This is a genomic window from Microcystis sp. 0824 (assembly GCF_003112475.1).
GTDB classification, from domain to species: Bacteria; Cyanobacteriota; Cyanobacteriia; order Cyanobacteriales; family Microcystaceae; genus Microcystis; species Microcystis aeruginosa_C.
In genome coordinates this window covers 86,550-103,947 of the sequence record NZ_BDSM01000046.1, presented here as the reverse complement: position 1 = coordinate 103,947, position 17,398 = coordinate 86,550, and the positions used below count along the sequence as shown (strand labels likewise).

The following is a 17,398-nucleotide window of genomic DNA, read 5'->3' as shown; positions in this document are numbered from 1 at the left end:
GCAATCGGTCTCCTGATTAGGATAGAAAGTTGGAACTTAAGAGTTATTATCGCCTAACTGTGATGATGGGATTGCTTTCGACATAGATAGTTATCTCTTTTTTTATTTACTTAACTTAGCAATGATTGAAACCGCTCATCTCCCCGAATCTGCTCGAAATCTTTATCTGTTTTTGCCAGATACTGATATTTGACATCAAGACTGATGAACGATTTATTTGATTAGTGGTATTCCGATATCTTTGCAGATTTTATTAGCGAGAATATCCCTAATTTCTGTATGTCTTGGAATCGCAGATCTTTTATTTAATTGGGGGTTAAACCACCAAGAATGGCTAGGACTTGCTGAAAAAGTATGGGCGAAGCATTCGGATAGAAAATCTACGGTTTCACCGATAGGTTATTGTCCGAATGCTTCGCCCCTACAGGACGCGGGCCGATGAAGACGCAAGGTTTTGAACGACGATTCTCTCAAAATCTTGCACCTGTGAGAGCAAAACAGAACCCTAAAACTCTTACCTCGTCTATATTTCACATTTATTCAGCAAGCCCTATCTACCAATCTATCTGAACAGGATATTTTGCTAATATTGAATCATGGCTAATCAGTCTAGCATTTTCAAGATTAGCTTGAGCAACTAACAAGCGGTCAAATGGATCTTTATGGATGTTAGGTAAAGTATTTAAAGCTAAAACATGGCTGACTGTAATTGATAAAAGGCCAATTTGGTTAGTTTCCTGCTGAGTATTAATCATTTCTGCTAAAGGTATCTTGAGTGATAGTTTACCTAGTTGTAGTTTGATTTGCATTTCCCAAATACTTGTAATACTAAGTAATAGCGTATTACTAGGATCTCTACACAGTTCTAAAGCTCTTTGAGAGAGTTTTTCTGGTTCGCTATCCCACCAAATAAATGTATGGGTATCTAAAAGAAATTTCATGATTCACCTGTCCAAAATTCTTCAGGAAGTGGCTCATCAAAATCTTCGCTAGTCCCAATTTTTCCAGCGTGTAGTCCTGGTTGTCGTAACTTAGGAGAAGGAGTTTCAGACGTTGTTTTTTCAGTATCTCCCCAAGGAATTAGACGAGCTACAGGCTTGTTTCCTTCGGTTATAATAATTTCAGTATCTACCTTTATTAAGGCAAGTAGTTCTTGTAAAGTTAACTGTACTTGATTGAGATCAATAGTTTTGTTTGACATGAATAATTTTCTCTCTTTATTTACTTCACAAAATAAAACAGGATTCAGTGATAACTGCCTCACAAGTTAATAAAGGGTTGGCAACTTTTTCCCATTGCTGAATTACCCAATTGTGATAATTATCACTCCGGTCGAGAACGGCGACTAAGACCCCCGTATCTAGAATTACTCTTTTAAGCATATTAGACTAGATGCTTCTTTTTAAATTCCCTCTTTTTTAGGGATAAATCTCCTTTACCACTGTCTAAACACCCCACTAAGTCTCCGGCTGATTCTAAAGCAGAAATTTCTCTTTCTCCCTCATGAATTGCTGTCTTATCTGCTTTAAGTTGCAAAAATTCAATAAACTCTATTACTTGTTGTTGTTGTTGTGGGTTGAGGGTTTGCAGTTTTTCTAAAATGGTTTGTTGGTGGGTGTTTGCCAGTGTCATAGCAATTGTTCTCCTGATTAGGATCGAAAGTTGTGACTTAAGAGTTATTATACCCTAACTCTGATGATAGGATTGCTTTAGACATAGATAGTTATCTCTTTTGTTATTTACTTAACTTAGCAATGATTGAAACCGCTCATCTCCCCGAATCTGCTCAAAATCCTTATCTGTTTTCGCCATATCCTGATATTCGACATCAAGATTGATGGCGCGTTGTAAGTTTTCGATAGCTAATTCCACATTGTTTTGTAAGCCATAACAGCAAGCTTTATTGTAGTAAGCATTAGCATAATTTGAATTAATTTTAATAGCACGATCACAAGATTCTAATGCATCTTTATATCGTCCCATACAAGTTAAAACATATCCTCGATTATCCCAAGCTTCATGGTAATCGGGTTTAATTTCTAAAGCTCGATCGAAGGATGCGATCGCTTCTTGGTATTGTTCAAGATAATAAAAAGTAGTACCTTGATAAAACCAACCGTCTTCCCATTGAGGTAGCAAACTAACTAGACGGTTGAACCCTTTTAAGGCATCTTGATAGCGCTTTAATTAATAGAGTTTAAGAGTAAATCCTGCTAGAGGAAGCAACATTTCCTCTGGTTTTTGTTTAAATAACTGCCAAATTAACTGTTTTAGAGGACGTAAATAGTCATTTAATTCTACCTGCTTTCCCTTGGCTTCAATTTGTCCGTCGCGAGGTTCTAAAATGTTTTCTCTGGCAATTAAATCAGCTAAACTTTGCTTGATTTTCCAGCGATACCAGAGTTTTTGCCACATATTTCCCTTGGCGATAAATCTGGCAGTGGGTTCAACAATAAACGGTTCTAAGGAAACATTACACTGGCGCAACAAATCCACCGCAGCATAGATATATTTCGCCAGAGTATCCCTTTTAATTGCATCCTGATAACGTTTTTGCCAGTTGCCTCGCAGAGTAGCTTCATAGTTGGCAGGATTGAGGGGTAATTGTCGGTTGTCGAGGCGCACTAAATTTTCTACCACATTGCGAAAGGTAGAATCATTATAGGCAGCAATGCTGCTGTAGTCAGTTTCAGCTTTAATGTTGGTTTGCGGGATAGTATCCTGCAATAATTCGACAATTGCACCGTCTTCCGGTGATGGCAATTCTACCAAGTGAAAACGGTTCCACAGTTTTGGGTATTTATTCCACTGTAACTTATCCCATTCACTCGGTTGTCCCGGTAATTCGGGTTCTTTTTCATCTCTCGCAGTGGCAATTACTCGCACTTCTTCGGGACGAGTACAATGGTTTTCATAAGCTTCTAGGGTTTTTAATAGTCGTTCTTGTAAGGGAATATTAATCGCCGCAAGAGGACTATCTTTTGCTTGGGGATTTTGGTCAATTTGCAAACTACGGCGCATATATGAGTTAAGATCGTCGAGGAAAAATAGTAATTTTCTATCTGTTCTGATCGCCTCTAATTGGTTATTTTCAGGTCGCTCTAACCATTCTCCTAATTTTAATACTAATACCGTCCAGCCTTCATAATTCAAGCGTTGCGCTACTTCAGCAGCTTCTCTAGTTTTGCCGATTCCTGTGGGTCCGAGAATAATTAACCAGCGATTTTCCTCCAGATTTTGCAGAAGTTCGTTAGTAAAGTTTCGGTCAGCCATTCGGTGTTGGTAAATAATATTATGATCCGCTAAAGGAGATTTATCCTTTTCATCCCTTTTGTAGATAATCGGGATTACATTGCTATTGGGGGCAATTTTCGTAAAGGGTAAGGACGGTTCAATGATTCGGACTTTTCGTTTTTGCTCTCGATACCACCAAATGAAACCGATTATTGCCAGAACAACAGTCACTAATGCACCGGAGAGGAGATTGTCAATCCAGTCTTTATTAGTTTGATAGAATTTTATTATAGAATTCCACATAAGCCTATTTTAGATTTGAGATTTTCGATTTGAGATTGCGGAATGTGTGTCTAAAGATTGGTAGAAAATTAATTCGACTTCTTTTCACCGGGGAGAATATTTTTCCTCCTTGCCACGATAAGACAAATTTTAGCTGCTTGTAAGTAAGTGGTTCTAATTAAATTGAAGATAGATTTTGTCCTTGATCCCCCCTGCCCCCCTTAATTCTAGGGTTGATTCATAGTAGGGTTGATTCATGAATCAACCCTACCCTTAATTCTCCCTTGATAAGGGGGGTGCCGATCCCCCCTTAATCCCCCCTTAATAAGGGGAGTGCCGATCCCCCCTTAATCCCCCCTTGATAAGGGGGGAAATCTGATAATTTTTAACGCCTACCTACTTAAAATAATCGACTAAACCGAATAAATCCCGATTAATCGGACAAAATAGGGCAATTTGCCCATTCAGGGGCCAGAGGAGAGAAAAATTGTCAGACAATCGGGAAAAAGTGACAGGGGAAAAATTTTTCCGAACCAGAGTAGCCAAAAAATCCCAGTCCGGGTAAAATTGATTATCGATCGATTGTGTGAGGAGTCCGATCCCCATGACCAATAAACACACAGCAAGGCTGCTGGGCAGTTACCTGCAGCGCCTGCCTGCCCATAGTTGGCTCGTCCTAGTTTTTTGGGCTTTGATTATCGCTCCAGTCCAGGCTGCTGTCGAGTTACGCATTGCCATCAGTAAAGGTGTTAGCGCCGTCTCCGTGGGTAGTTCCACCGATGCTGTGGTGAAAGATGGGGCCGGGAGAGTCCTAGGAGGATTAACCGCCATGAATGCCCTCAATGCTAATCCCAGAGGGAAGGCGGTGGGTTTGGCCGATTGGCAGGCCAGTCAATTGATCATCGAACCGGAGAATGATGGTTACGTCTGGATTAATGATCGCTGGTATCGAGGACGCACAAGGATCATTCGGCAAGGTTCTGGGGTGACAGCCCTAAATTTAGTCGATTTAGAGGAATATCTCTATAGTGTCGTCGGTGCGGAGGCGATTCCCTCCTGGCCGCAAGAGGCCTTAAAAGCCCAATCTGTGGCGGCGCGCACCTATGCTCTCTACCAAATGAATACTTCTGGTAATCGCATCTACGATCTAGATACTACCACCCGCACCCAAGTTTATAAGGGTCTAGAAAGCGAGTTTACTAGCACCCACGAGGCAGTTAATGCCACCGCCGGACAAATTATGAGCTTCAACGGCAAACCGATTTTAGCGGTGTTTCACTCCTCCTCCGGGGGTCATACGGAAAATGTCGAAGATGTTTGGAATTCCCCCTTACCCTACCTGCGCGGTGTCGTCGATTACGACCAAGTGGCCCCGGTATTCCAATGGTCAAAAAACTTTAGCGCCGGGGAATTAGGCCGTTTAATCGGTGGTGTCGGTCGCGTGCGATCGCTATCTCCCGAAAGAATCACTCCCCACGGACGGGTGATTAAAATGCGTGTAGTGGGCGATCAAGGCTCTAAATTAATCTCTGATACCCAATTACGGCGAATACTGGAGCTGCGTAGTACCCTATTCACGATTTCAGCTAATAACGGTACTTTTGCCATCAATGGTCGCGGTTTCGGTCATGGGATCGGTTTAAGTCAATGGGGCGCTTTTTCCCTCGCCGACCAAGGAGTGACTTATGACCGCATTCTCAGCCATTATTATCAAAATGCTCGTTTAACTGAAATGCCCAACTAAAAAGGCTGTCAGCCATTTCCAGTAAACTGATAACTGATCACTGATAACTGATTGTGAGATAATGTCTAATCTCACTTGTAATTTTTGACTTGCATGACCATCGTTACCGAAGCCTTAACCGAGTTGGAACCAGTCATAAAAACTACCTTTACCGTCGAGGAAATTCGCCAACTACTGCCCCATCGTTATCCCTTTGCCCTAGTTGATCGCATTATTGACTATGTACCAGGTAAAAAGGCTGTTGGCCTAAAAAATGTCACGATCAACGAGCCTTTTTTTCCCGGTCATATTCCCAGTCGTCCCTTGATGCCGGGGGTGTTAATTGTGGAATCCATGGCCCAAGTGGGGGGAGTGATTTTGACCCAATTACCCAGGATGAAAGGGAAATTTTTTGCCTTCGCTGGCATTGATAAAACCCGTTTTCGTCGTCCTGTGGTGCCGGGGGATCAATTAATTATGACGGTGGAATTATTATCCTTCAAGATGAATAAAATTGCTAAAATGCAAGGGGAAGCAAGAGTCGATGGGCAATTGGCCGCCCAGGGCGAAATGATGTTTTCCATCTTTGATTGACCTATGAATTTTGATCGAGATCGTCTCCGACAAGAACTAAATTTATTTGCTATTTTAGGGGCTTTTATTACCAATATTTTCGCTAATATTTTCCCTCTCAAGGGCGAAAATATCGGAGCTATCTCGAATACAGTTTTTCAAGATGTCTTAATTGTTCCCGCTAATTATGCTTTTGCCATCTGGGGATTAATTTATCTGGGTTTAATTAGTCTGGGAATTTACCAAGCTTTGGCTTTCAATAAAACTGAACCGCGTTTGCGTCGGTTAGGCTACGAATTAGCCATCGCTAGTGCTTGTCAGATTCTCTGGGTAATTCTCTTTCAATTGCGTTTTTTTACCCTGTCTTTACTGGCAATGCTAGGCATTTTAATTCCTCTCATCCGGCTTTATCTCCGCTTAGAAATTAATCGCTTGATTGTCAATCGTAAACAGGGTTTATTAGTTAATGCTCCTATTAGTATTTATTTCGCTTGGATTAGCGTAGCCACGATTGTCAATGTCGCTTCGGTGTTAGATTGGATCGACTGGCAGCGATGGGGTTTAACTGACCAGATCTGGACGGTAATAATCCTAGTTATCGGGGCGATAATCGCGATTTTAGTCGGTTTAAAAAGAAAAGATCGGGCTTTTATCGGGGTGTTTATCTGGGCTTTTTTGGCGATCGCTGTGAAACAGATTTCTCTGCCTCTAATTGCGATAACAGCGATTATATTAGCGATTACCCTAACTTTTCTAGTTTTTCGTGGCAATTTTCGCCCTCTGAGCCGTTAAGATGCGGGATCACAGCGAATTTCGACGATAAAGCCATCGGGATCGTAGAAGTAAACCCCTCTCCCAGTCGGCCGGGTCACGGGTCCACTAGCAATGGTAATTCCCTGACTTTGTAGCACTTCTAGGGCAAAATCAAAGCCTTCCGGGGCAATATCGAAGGCTAAATGGTTGGCACGGGTAAAAGCGATTTCGGGATTGTCGTCGGGAGGGTTTAAATCTGGTTCCCAAAATAGGTCAATTACTGTACCATCGGGGGTGATAAAATTGGCCACTTTTCCCTGGGTAACTAATTCTTTTAAGCTACTGGGAATTTTTTCGCCCACTAATTCCTCTAATCCTAATATTTCCCCATAAAAATGACGAGAGGCATCCATATCTTTGACGTTGAAAGCGATATGATGGACTTTTCGCAGTTGACCGATTTTGAGTTTTTTTGTGGTTACAGAAGGGCTAATAGTCATTTTAGTTAGGGTTTGCTGAAAAAGTTTGTTGGTGGGGTGTGGGGTGTGGGGTGTGGGGTGTGGGGAGAACAAATAAAAATAATCTCCTGACGATTGGCGACTTAAGAGTTAATTTTTTGCAATAATTGCCGAATGGATTCGGCATCTTGGGCGTTGGGTAGGAGGGCAAGATAGAAGCCTAAATCCCTTTGTGCTTGGCTGAGTTGTCCAATTTGATAGTAAACTAACCCTCGATCGCGCAGCTCTAGGGGATGATTAGGAATGAGCAAAAGTAGTAGATCTATTGTCCGAATTGTCTGAGACCATTGTTGACGATTCAGGTAAATATATTTTAAATTAGTCAACAGACGTAATAAAATTTGCTGATTGGTAGCAATATTGAGAAAATGTTCTTCTAATTTAACTGGCTGTTGATAAATTTGACTTAATCTTTCTTGACAGTCCTGTTTAAATAGGATTTCACCACCGTGAAAGGGATCGACAAAAATTTCCACTTCCTCGAAATCGGGACGGATAATAAAATGCCCGGGCATACCAATTCCTACCATGGGAAAATCGATCTTTTTGGCAATCTCTAAATAGATAATCGAGAGAGTGAGCGGGATACCTGTGCGGCGATCAATTACGTCATTTAAGTAGCTATTGCGGGGGTCATAGTATTCTTGGGTATTACCGGTAAATTGTAAATCTTCAAACAAATATTGATTGATAATATTGACTATTTTTAAAGGATATAATCTATCGGGTAAGCGTTTTTTTACCTCGTCAGCCATTAAATTTATTCTATTTAAATAGTGATCAATATTGAGGTAAGGATATTCAAAATTGGCTATTTGCAGGGCTGCCCGAGCTAGATTTATCTCAGGGTCAGGATGTTGAATTGTTTCGATGAAAGCTTGGTATAAGAGTTCAAGGGTCATTAGAAAAGGGTATAAATCAGATTATCAACTATTTTAACCGATCCTTCTGGTTTTATCGCTTCTCTTTTCTGATCACCATTAAAGATTCAGCGCTTTAGATGAGCTTTCCCCGGAGGAGTAGCGAGAAATCTTGTCAATATCTAGATTAACTACCGCTTTTTCTAAAGGGATCGTGCGACAATTTTTATTTTGAGCCTGCACTTGATAAACTAATTGATTTGTCCAATCTAAAGCAGTTAACCAACCACTTTGAGGATGATAAACCCCAGTTTCAATGTCTAGCCAACCGCTGCCGCGAGCTAGTTGCCCTGGTTTGACATCGGGAAAGGTAAAGGTTAAAGTATGACCTGTGATAATTAGTTTATCCTTGAAATAGGGTTGGGTCATGGTATGAAATTCATTTCTAATCCAACAAAACTGATCGTTCGTTTGCTGTTCAAGGGGATATTCTGGGTGTACTCCCGCATGAACTAACCAAATATCTCCTAGGTCTAAATAAGCGGGTAGGGATTGGAACCAATTGATATGCTCGGCGGGTATATTGTTATTATAACTTAGTAGTGTCGCCGCCCCGCCACTCTCGATCCAGCCCGTTAACCATTTTTCAGAAACTTTTTTTCCTGCCAGAGCTTTTAAGAGCATATATTCATGATTTCCTAGGAGACATTGGTAGTTATTTTTGATGACGAAATCCACCACTTCTAAGCTCTGCTCTCCTCGATCGATTAAATCTCCCAGAAAATAAACCTCATCTTTGCTATCGGGGGCAACTCGGTTTAATAGTCGCAAAAGTGTCTGAAAACTGCCATGCACATCTCCGATAATAATACGACGCGGTTCTTGAGTCTGTTTCCTTATTTTTCTAAAAAACACACACCCCTCCCTCATCACTGACAATACTGACATTGCTACTCTTTTATCGCTAAAAAGGTAGTTTTTATAAGGTCTTAATTTTATTATAGGACAAAGCTTTCCCTCTGACAGTCACTCCCTTCTAAGAACTGCGGCAGCAAGGCTGTAATTGTTTTGTAAAGTATTTTGGCAATCTCTGGGCAGGGAGCGGACAGGTTATGGTATGATATTTTTATAGTCAGTTTTTATATAATTGGATTTAAGGACTCGTAAATATAAGCAAAGATTCCCATTATATAAAAAAGTATCTCACAAAAATGCTCTCTTGTCAAGCATCATCAAAAAAAAAGTTTTTTTTTGAGATTATAATAAAAAAAATTAGATTTCTGCTTCTATTGACAGTCACTCCCTTCTAAGAACTGCGGCAGCAAGGCTGTAATTGTTTTGTAAAGTATTTTGGCAATCTCTGGGCAGGGAGCGGACAGGTTATGGTATGATATTTTTATAGTCAGTTTTTATATAATTGGATTTAAGGACTCGTAAATATAAGCAAAGATTCCCATTATATAAAAAAGTATCTCACAAAAATGCTCTCTTGTCAAGCATCATCAAAAAAAAAGTTTTTTTTTGAGATTATAATAAAAAAAAATTAGATTTTTGCTTCTATGATAACCCTAATTAACGCTAGAATTCCCACCTATCAGGATCGACAACAAATAGAGATAAATGCTGCGGGAAAGATCGAGAGAATCACGGAGATGGGGGGAAAGAAAAAAGGGGAAAAGATTATCGATATGGAAGGGGATTGGCTATCCTTAGGAGGAGTAGATTTACAGATCAACGGGGGATTAGGATTAGCATTTCCCGACTTAGAAATAACAGATCTAGAAAAATTAGATAAGATTAGCGATTATCTGGGGAATCAAGGAATTGATGGTTATCTTCCCACCCTAGTCACCACGTCCGTGGAGAAATTTCAAAAATCCCTCTCAGTAATTGCCAAATATATCGAAAAACAGCAACAGGAAAATCGATCAAGTGCCCAGGTTTTAGGAGTACATTTAGAGGGACCATTTTTAAACTATGAAAAAAGGGGAGCGCATCCGGGACAATATCTTTTAAACCCAAGTATAGAAACAATAGATAAAATCTTTGGGGACTACTTATCGATCGTAAAAATTATCACTCTAGCCCCCGAATTAGATAGTAGCGGTACGGTAATTAAATACCTAAGCGATCGAGGGATTACCGTCAGTTTAGGACATTCGCAAGCGAGTCAAGAAATAGCCAAAAAAGCCTTTTTCCAAGGGGCAAAAATGGTTACTCATGCCTTCAATGCCATGCCTCCTTTACATCATCGTCAACCGGGTTTATTAGGGGAAGCAATTATCAATCGCGAGGTGTATTGTGGGTTAATTGCCGATGGTCAACACATCCATCCAACCATGATAGAATTATTACTAAAAGCCAGTAATTATCATCGAGGAATTTTCTTAGTTAGTGATGCTTTAGCTCCGATTGGTTTAGGGGATGGTGTCTATCCTTGGGACGAGAGAGAAATTGAAGTCAAACAGGGAACAGCAAGACTTTTTGACGGTACTTTAGCGGGAACAACCTTACCCTTATTAAAAGGAGTAGCCAATTTAGTCAACTGGGGAATATGTGATTTAGAAACGGCGATTCTTCTAGGCACAGAATCCCCCAGAAAAGCGATCAAATTAGCGGGTTTATCGGTGGGACAACCTGCCAACTTTTTGCGCTGGCAATCAGCATCAAATTGGGAAAGATTGGATTTCCGCCAGCATTTTGGACTCTAACTGTTGGATGAGGGTATCAAGATCCACTTCGAGGCGATCAAAACATTCAGGAGGGGAAAGATCGGGTTGAAAATAAATCAATTTTACCTGACCATCACCGATAGCGACTATAGCCACTTCTTCGCTGGGATTATAGCGATAGATAATCCCAAGCATCTCTTGAATTTTACAATTAACCTTGCGATTTAATTTCTCTAGGGACTCCCTAGAACAACAGACAAAATGAGGCTGAGGTTTAAGATCAATGCCCAGGGTTTCTTGAGCATCTTCTCCCCATTCCGAGAGTAAACCCCACATTAAACCGGCTAATTCCTGTTGATTTTCTTGCACGAATTGATCTAATTGATAGCGCCATTGATTAGCGGGATCATCGGGGATTGGTTGTTCAAATCTCATCATTAGCCTCTTTTCAGTTATCAGTTATCAGTTATCAGTTATCAGTCATCAGTTATCAGTTATCAGTCATCAGTTATCAGTCCTTGATAAGGGGTGTGCCGATCCCCCCTTAGTCCCCCCTTAATAAGGGGTGTGCCGATCCCCCCTTAGTCCCCCCTTAATAAGGGGGGAAAGCTGACAATTTTTAACACCTACCTACTTAACGACGGTACTCATCACCGCAATCACCGATTAAGTGCAATAAATCCCGGGATTTTTGCAAGACATGATCAATTTTTTGATAGTCTTGGGGGGATAATTGAAAATCGAAAATACGGGCATTTTCTTGGATATGTTCAGCAACACCCAAACGCACCCCGATAATTGCCCCGGCTACGGCCTTTTGTTCGAGAACGTAACGCACTGCTACATTAGTAATGGTGACATGATAGGAATCAGCGATCGCTTTAAGAACAGTTAATAATTCTTGGAATAATTGCCAGTTTCCCCAAGCATTGATCATGTTTTTATATTTCCGTAAACTAGCGGTATTGAGACTCATGGCATTGGGTTCGGGATGACCGAGATATTTTGCTCCTAATAAGCCTCCTGCTAGAGTACCATAGGCGAGTAGATAGATGTTATGTTCTTGGCAAAACTGCGCCATTTTGACGAGGGGACGGCGATCAATTAGAGAAAACTGGACTTGATTGGAGACTATTTTAATCCCGGCGCTGAGAATAATTTTTAAATGTTCTGTGTCGAAATTAGTCAAAGCCAGGTGTTTAATTTTGCCTTCCTGTTGTAATTCTCCTAAAAAATATAAGGCATCTAGATAATTTTTATCGCGATAATCCCACCAGTGAAACTGCAATAAATCGAGACTATCCACATCCATGCGACGTAGGGAAATAGCGATATTTTTTGCGACTATTTCCTTAGTCATTTTACCCGGACGGGGAACCCATTTAGTGAAAGCTTGCAGATTATTTAGGGCATCAATGCCCCTTTGGGCGACTAATTGACGACGAAATTCACCGATAAAATCTTCGGCTGGACCGTAATGATCGGCCAGATCCCAAGTGGTGAAACCGGCATCTAGATAGGAAAGCATACTAGAGATCGCTTTTTGGGGTGCGATCGAACCATGGGCGCCTGAAACCTGCCACATTCCGTTCAAAATACGGCAAATTTCCAGATCGGGGGTAAACTGTAAGCGACGAGATTCGGACATGGGAATTATGAATTATGAATTATGAATTATGAATTATGAATTGGGGAGGGGAGCATCTCACCTTTGTAACCCCTAAATCAGGTTTTTATGTCAAGCTATTTTGAAAGCCTTGCTAGAAAACAGTTTTAGGGATAAGTAAATTACTCGCTTGCATAAATGAGATGCTCAATTGGGGAGTAGGGGGAGAGGGAAGTGGGGAGAATAAATAAAAATAATCTCCTGACTCCTAAATACTGACTCCTGACGGCTAAAAAGCCGATGAATCTACTTTCTTAAATTATCGCCCGATTTTACCCTGTTTCGTTGAACAGATCGATCGTACCTGTCCAGAAAAAAGCGGCAAAGGGGAAGACTTTCGGAAAAATCTCCCCCTTTTTGGGTTTTTGCTGCTCAATTTTTGCTGGGTTAATATTCCACTTCCAATCGCGCTGCGGTGACAGCATCAAAAGCGAAAGCGAGAACTATAGGCATAGGACAAGCGAGGATGACACAGAGAATTAAAGCTGTCACAGTCAATCCGATCGCCATTCCTAACCAAAGTTTTTCGGCAGGAGATAGACCTTTTTGGCGCTTAATTTTTTGTAACACTTTGGTGGGAATTGGTTCTGGCATCACGGCATTGGGAGGGAATGCCCAATAATTACTGTAGCGTTCGAGAAATAGCTCTGTCCAGCCGTTTTCTTGACACCATTCTTGAATCCATTGTTCGTGAAAGTGTTTCATTGCTTCCCTGTTGACTTTTTCTGGTGATTACTATAAACATCTCTTGATGCGAACTTCATCCTAGCAAAGCTATCTTAAGGGTCGATCGGATTCAATAAAACTTAATATATCTGGGGATTGGGTGTGAGGGAATAGGGAAATAATTGTTAAAAAATTTCGGTTCTCGATTCGGTACAGATTGCCTGTAATTTTTGGTCCCAAGTATCGAGGGGAAGGGTATCGAGATAGGCAAAGTCAAAGACAATCCCGATCGAGGGGATAGCTTGCCATTCGAGGGAATGTAGGAGACGATCAAAATAACCTCCCCCGTAACCTAGGCGATAACCTTGGCGATCGCAAGCGACGGCGGGAATTAACAGTAAGTCCACTTCGGCGGGTAAAATGAGAGGAGCGATCGCTGTTGGTTCATAGATGCCATAACGATTTAATTCTAGGGGATCATCGGCAGTCCAACAGTGCCAAGTCAGGCTATCTCCGTCACAACGGGGAAAACCCCAGCGATGGTGTTGGCAAAATAAGGAACTTAAATCCGGCTCCTGACGATAACTGAAGTAAGCGAGAATGGTTTTAGCGTGCTGAAAGAGGGGTAAAGATTGTAAATTTTTGCAAAGTTGCTGACTATTTTCTTGCCAAATATGCTTAGGAAGTGATCGTCTTTGGGCAATTAGTTGTTTGCGTAATTGGGCTTTTTTGGTAGCAGAATCCATAGAATAGAGATAAATATTTCTGTAGTCACAAGATGCTAAATCTATTTAACTCGCTTTTTGGGCGTTATAACGAGAATATCAAGGCCAATGTGGAAATTTACACGTGGGCAACTTGTCCCTACTGTATTCGTGCTAAATGGTTGCTGGGTTGGAAAGGGGTAAAATACACCGAATACAAGATTGATGGGGATGAAAGCGCTCGTCAGTCCATGGCGGAACGGGCCAACGGTAAACGCAGTGTACCACAGATTTTTATTAATAATGAACATATCGGTGGTTGCGATGATTTGTATGCTTTGGATGGTCAAAAAAAATTAGATAATTTACTGGCTAAATGTGGGACTATCTAAAGTCTATTGATGAAAAAGCCTATGAGAAACATCGGCAATGGATGCAGTTAGCTTTAAATTTAGCGGCAACTGCGGGGGATCGGGGTGATGTACCTGTGGGAGCGGTTATCGTGGATAAAGAGGGACATTTAATCGCTCAAGGGGCTAATTGCAAGGAAAAACACCATGATCCCACTGCTCACGCTGAAATTCTGGCGATTAGTGCCGCTAGTCAAGTGTTAGGCAATTGGCACTTAAATGATTGTACCCTCTACGTCACCCTCGAACCCTGTCCCATGTGTGCCGGGGCAATCATTCAGGCTAGGCTAGGATTATTAGTGTACGGTGCTGACGATCCCAAAACAGGAGTTATCCGCACTGTGGCTAATTTTATTGATAGTCCTTTTTCTAACCATCGTTTGCCGGTAATCGCGGGAATTTTAGCCAAGGAATCCGGGGAATTATTACAAACATGGTTTGAGAAAAAAAGAAATGTTTAAAGAAGTCAGGGAGATAGGAGTCAATAAGCTGTAATGCCTCTTAGCTTAAAACCCCACACCCGACACCGCACACCCTGCCTCTAGAAAAAACTTTTTCAGCAAACCCTAATTAAAGAAATAGTTAAATCTTGATAAAAATCCTCTTGTTTTAACTCCACTTTTGATTGAGAAGCCAGTAAAAGTAAAGCCCAAAAAATCGCCACCTTTTCCTGTGTTGCCGAGTGACTAGAGGGTTTTTCCGCTTGCCATAAATCTAATAAATACTCAAACTCTATCTCCTTTTTCTCCAATTGAAAAAACTTTCTCTGCAAAAAAAAGTCCAGTTCCGCTGCCAATTCCGTCAGGTTTTCTTGGTGGGCTAATTCCGTGATAATTTGTACCGCTTCCCGTCGGGATTGGGGCCGGGGTTTCGGGACAACTACAGGCAGTTTCGGTAAAGCTTCAATCTCTAGGGCAATCTGTTGTAATTGAGTGATTAACTCCTGCAAAGTTACCCGTCTTTTTCGCGGTGGTGGGGCAGCAGTACGACGGCGAATATGATTTTCTAGATAACGGGGTAAAGTTCTTAATTCCCGTTCTAACTCGCTAATTTCCTCATCAATCAGACTTTCTTCTTGCTGGTCCAAAGACAATCTTTCTAGGGTATCAGCCTTAAATAAAACTAACATGGAAGCCCATAAAAAAGCCTGTCCCGATTGGGGTAAATTAGCCTGGGCCATGGCTAAATCTAGATCATTTAATAACCCCAATTCTGCCAAAAAGCGATCGATCACATCAATAACCTGCACATCCCAGGGGTCAATTTCTCCCTGTTCCGCCATTTCTAAAAGAGAGGCGATCGCATCACTGGCCGAGGTGATAGTCATGATTGTAGAATCTTGTAGGATCTCAAAGGATAAAATTTAGCAAGCAAAACCATGGACATATCGATCGCTGACCTGCGCTTGGACTACAATCTCGAAGAATTGCTAGAGTCAGAAACATCTGCCGATCCTTTCATTGTATTTAAACAATGGCTAGAACGGGCGGTATCTTCGGGAAGATTGGAACCCAACGCTATGACTTTAGCCACTATTTCCCCGGAGGGTAAACCCCGGGCCCGCATGGTACTGTTAAAAGACTTCGATCCTCGCGGTTTTGTTCTCTTTACCAACTACCACAGCGCCAAAGGACAGGAATTAATCGCCAATCCCAATGCGGCCCTAGTGTTTTGGTGGGGAGAATTGCAACGGCAAATTAGGATCGAGGGAACTGTAGAAAAAATCAGCGAGGAGGAATCGGATAATTACTTTTTTGTCCGTCCCTGGGAATCTCGTTTAGGGGCCTGGGCCTCCAATCAAAGTGAAGTGATTTCTGGGCGAGATATACTCGAAAAACGCCTAGCAGAACTAAAAGAAGAATATGCGGGTCGTGAAGTTCCCCGTCCTCCTCATTGGGGCGGATTTCGCCTAATTCCTAGTTTAATCGAGTTCTGGCAAGGTCGCCCCAGTCGTCTCCACGATCGTCTCTGTTATTATCGTCAAGAAGATGGCAATTGGCAAAGGCAACGTTTAGCCCCTTAGTTTGATCTTGACACCTTGTATTAGCAAAATAGCTCAATGCTAATTCAATTTGTCATTTTAGTCTTGAGATAATATTAGGTCGATGTCTTTTCCCAACCCGCGCTTTCCTTAGCGATCGGGTTGGGCTATTATATCAATTGGATAAAGGCAATCTCTCTGCCCTAAAGTCTCAGAAGAACGATAGAATTGAAAGGGTTTTTGTCTGCATCCTTCAAAAATAACTAGAGAATTATGGACATCAATAAAGTTGGACTTCGAGAAACCTTAGAAGCATTGCGGGTTGAACTGAGTAAATCTATTTTAGCCTCTGAGGGTGAGCAGATTCGCTTTGAAGTGGGTGAAATTGAATTAGAGGTTCAATTTGTGGTTGAGCAGTCGAAAGAAGGCAAAGGTGGGCTGAAATTTTGGGTAGTAGAAATGGGTGGGGGTGTCACCAATAAAGATACGATAACCCATAGAATTAAAATTCCCCTTAAACCCATTGGGAAAGATGGAGGACCTATCAAGACAGCAAGTGATGATATTCCCGATTAGAATTTTATACCCCTAGGGACGCAATGCTTGCCCCCAAAGCAGTTAATTTGTAGGATGGGTTAGCGAAGCGTAACCCATCGCCATCCCAGAAGAATAGGTTACATCAATCCGATAAGTTATGCCCCAATTCCAACCCGATCGCGCTTTAGAAATTGTTGCCCCTAAATACGGCACTGCCTATCGAATTGGGGGACGTTTACTCTTGACTTGTCGGCATCTATTTGATAATAGTAACGACTGTAAAGTACGATTTAGATCAGCATCAAACTATTCTGATAAGCAAGATATAGACGCTAAGGTAATTTGGAAAGCTCCCGATAATATCGATATAGCCTTAGTAGAATTACCAGAAACTATCGAAACTTGTAATCCTGTAGGTTTTGGGGTGTTACCTGATGCGAGTAGCACCCAAAAAGTTAAATTTGACTTTTTGGGCTTTCCTCTATTTTTACGGTATGTTGAAGATAATATAAAATACGCCACAGGGTTACATATTGAGGGAACTATCGATGTGTCTAATCGTGCGCCTCATAACCGTTTGTTATTAAATATTAAAGATAGTCAAGACATACAACCCACCGATGAACAATTAGAAAGACTAGCAGAAGATCAGTCACCTTGGCAGGGAACATCGGGATCAGCAATTGTTTGTCATGGGTTAGTGATTGGGGTACAATCTAAACAGCCAATTAGAGATCGTCCAGCATCTTTAGAAGCTGAATCTTTGGCAAGAGTTTATGACAATCCCGAATGGTGTGAGATATTAGAAAACCATGATAT

Annotated in this window: 24 protein-coding genes; 9 read left to right on the top strand and 15 right to left on the bottom strand. The window is 41.4% G+C overall.

Features of this window, described 5'->3' with window-relative positions:
- Positions 1–554: 554 nt before the first annotated feature.
- The 7 genes from N0824_RS14300 to N0824_RS20760 form a co-directional block, all read right to left on the bottom strand.
- Positions 555–941, bottom strand: a complete 387-nt coding sequence (locus N0824_RS14300; protein WP_002734288.1) for a type II toxin-antitoxin system VapC family toxin — start codon at positions 939–941, stop codon at positions 555–557.
- Positions 938–1,201: a type II toxin-antitoxin system Phd/YefM family antitoxin gene (locus tag N0824_RS14295; protein ID WP_002796475.1), complete on the bottom strand. Its 264-nt coding sequence runs from the start codon at positions 1,199–1,201 to the stop codon at positions 938–940. The genes N0824_RS14300 and N0824_RS14295 overlap by 4 nt, the downstream gene beginning before the upstream one ends.
- Before the next feature lie 25 nt (positions 1,202–1,226).
- Positions 1,227–1,382, bottom strand: coding sequence for a PIN domain-containing protein (locus N0824_RS14290; RefSeq protein WP_108937235.1), 156 nt, complete (start codon positions 1,380–1,382; stop codon positions 1,227–1,229).
- A 1-nt stretch (position 1,383) separates the two neighbouring features.
- Entirely contained in the window at positions 1,384–1,632 is a 249-nt protein-coding gene (locus tag N0824_RS14285) for a hypothetical protein (RefSeq protein ID WP_002796477.1), read from the bottom strand.
- A 111-nt stretch (positions 1,633–1,743) separates the two neighbouring features.
- A complete protein-coding gene (locus N0824_RS21385; RefSeq protein WP_233256446.1) occupies positions 1,744–2,139 on the bottom strand; it encodes a tetratricopeptide repeat protein in 396 nt (131 codons plus the stop codon).
- 48 nt (positions 2,140–2,187) lie between these two features.
- Positions 2,188–3,537, bottom strand: coding sequence for an ATP-binding protein (locus tag N0824_RS14280; RefSeq protein ID WP_233256445.1), 1,350 nt, complete (start codon positions 3,535–3,537; stop codon positions 2,188–2,190).
- Positions 3,538–3,912: 375 nt separating this feature from the next.
- Entirely contained in the window at positions 3,913–4,062 is a 150-nt protein-coding gene (locus N0824_RS20760) for a hypothetical protein (protein WP_158269559.1), read from the bottom strand.
- 58 nt (positions 4,063–4,120) lie between these two features.
- Between N0824_RS20760 and N0824_RS14270 the strand changes: the two genes are divergently transcribed.
- The 3 genes from N0824_RS14270 (at position 4,121) to N0824_RS14260 (ending at position 6,604) form a co-directional block, all read left to right on the top strand.
- Positions 4,121–5,260 (top strand): SpoIID/LytB domain-containing protein, encoded by a 1,140-nt coding sequence (locus N0824_RS14270; RefSeq protein ID WP_108937233.1) that lies wholly within the window; start codon positions 4,121–4,123, stop codon positions 5,258–5,260.
- A gap of 93 nt (positions 5,261–5,353) precedes the next feature.
- Positions 5,354–5,833: a 3-hydroxyacyl-ACP dehydratase FabZ gene (gene fabZ / locus N0824_RS14265; RefSeq protein WP_108937232.1), complete on the top strand. Its 480-nt coding sequence runs from the start codon at positions 5,354–5,356 to the stop codon at positions 5,831–5,833.
- A gap of 3 nt (positions 5,834–5,836) precedes the next feature.
- Positions 5,837–6,604: a tryptophan-rich sensory protein gene (locus tag N0824_RS14260; RefSeq protein WP_108937231.1), complete on the top strand. Its 768-nt coding sequence runs from the start codon at positions 5,837–5,839 to the stop codon at positions 6,602–6,604.
- Here N0824_RS14260 and N0824_RS14255 read toward each other — a convergent pair.
- The 3 genes from N0824_RS14255 to N0824_RS14245 all read right to left on the bottom strand — a co-directional run bounded on the left by N0824_RS14255 (position 6,601) and on the right by N0824_RS14245 (position 8,858).
- Positions 6,601–7,065, bottom strand: coding sequence for a VOC family protein (locus tag N0824_RS14255; protein WP_108937230.1), 465 nt, complete (start codon positions 7,063–7,065; stop codon positions 6,601–6,603). The genes N0824_RS14260 and N0824_RS14255 overlap by 4 nt on opposite strands.
- 101 nt (positions 7,066–7,166) lie before the next feature.
- Entirely contained in the window at positions 7,167–7,985 is an 819-nt protein-coding gene (locus N0824_RS14250; RefSeq protein ID WP_108937229.1) for a SirB1 family protein, read from the bottom strand.
- A gap of 78 nt (positions 7,986–8,063) precedes the next feature.
- Complete coding sequence (locus N0824_RS14245) at positions 8,064–8,858, bottom strand: metallophosphoesterase family protein (protein WP_108937369.1); 795 nt, start codon at positions 8,856–8,858, stop codon at positions 8,064–8,066.
- 644 nt (positions 8,859–9,502) lie between these two features.
- Between N0824_RS14245 and nagA the strand changes: the two genes are divergently transcribed.
- Entirely contained in the window at positions 9,503–10,654 is a 1,152-nt protein-coding gene (gene nagA / locus N0824_RS14240) for an N-acetylglucosamine-6-phosphate deacetylase (protein WP_108937228.1), read from the top strand.
- On the opposite strand, the gene N0824_RS14235 is transcribed toward nagA, so the two are convergent.
- From N0824_RS14235 to N0824_RS14220, 4 genes are all read right to left on the bottom strand, one after another.
- A complete protein-coding gene (locus N0824_RS14235; RefSeq protein ID WP_108937227.1) occupies positions 10,610–11,050 on the bottom strand; it encodes a hypothetical protein in 441 nt (146 codons plus the stop codon). The genes nagA and N0824_RS14235 overlap by 45 nt on opposite strands.
- 199 nt (positions 11,051–11,249) lie before the next feature.
- Positions 11,250–12,263, bottom strand: a complete 1,014-nt coding sequence (locus N0824_RS14230; RefSeq protein WP_108937226.1) for an aldo/keto reductase — start codon at positions 12,261–12,263, stop codon at positions 11,250–11,252.
- A gap of 405 nt (positions 12,264–12,668) precedes the next feature.
- Positions 12,669–12,986: a hypothetical protein gene (locus N0824_RS14225; RefSeq protein WP_108937225.1), complete on the bottom strand. Its 318-nt coding sequence runs from the start codon at positions 12,984–12,986 to the stop codon at positions 12,669–12,671.
- A 146-nt stretch (positions 12,987–13,132) separates the two neighbouring features.
- A complete protein-coding gene (locus N0824_RS14220) occupies positions 13,133–13,693 on the bottom strand; it encodes a 5-formyltetrahydrofolate cyclo-ligase (RefSeq protein WP_108937224.1) in 561 nt (186 codons plus the stop codon).
- 32 nt (positions 13,694–13,725) lie between these two features.
- Between N0824_RS14220 and grxC the strand changes: the two genes are divergently transcribed.
- The gene (gene grxC / locus N0824_RS14215; protein ID WP_108937223.1) at positions 13,726–14,043 is read left to right on the top strand and encodes a glutaredoxin 3; all 318 of its coding nucleotides are present in this window, start codon (positions 13,726–13,728) and stop codon (positions 14,041–14,043) included.
- Positions 14,028–14,522: a tRNA adenosine(34) deaminase TadA gene (tadA, locus tag N0824_RS14210; protein WP_002765784.1), complete on the top strand. Its 495-nt coding sequence runs from the start codon at positions 14,028–14,030 to the stop codon at positions 14,520–14,522. Before grxC ends, tadA begins: the two co-directional genes overlap by 16 nt.
- Positions 14,523–14,617: 95 nt before the next feature.
- Here tadA and N0824_RS14205 read toward each other — a convergent pair whose 3' ends face one another.
- Positions 14,618–15,388: a segregation/condensation protein A gene (locus N0824_RS14205; protein WP_108937222.1), complete on the bottom strand. Its 771-nt coding sequence runs from the start codon at positions 15,386–15,388 to the stop codon at positions 14,618–14,620.
- A gap of 51 nt (positions 15,389–15,439) precedes the next feature.
- On the opposite strand from N0824_RS14205, the gene pdxH reads away from it, so the two are divergent.
- The 3 genes from pdxH to N0824_RS14190 all read left to right on the top strand — a co-directional run.
- On the top strand, positions 15,440–16,084 hold the full coding sequence (gene pdxH / locus N0824_RS14200; protein WP_108937221.1) for a pyridoxamine 5'-phosphate oxidase: 645 nt from the start codon (positions 15,440–15,442) through the stop codon (positions 16,082–16,084).
- 231 nt (positions 16,085–16,315) lie between these two features.
- Positions 16,316–16,618 (top strand): trypco2 family protein, encoded by a 303-nt coding sequence (locus N0824_RS14195; protein WP_046660507.1) that lies wholly within the window; start codon positions 16,316–16,318, stop codon positions 16,616–16,618.
- A 118-nt stretch (positions 16,619–16,736) separates the two neighbouring features.
- A partial coding sequence (locus N0824_RS14190; protein WP_146184294.1) for a trypsin-like peptidase domain-containing protein occupies positions 16,737–17,398 on the top strand: 662 nt, incomplete at its 3' end.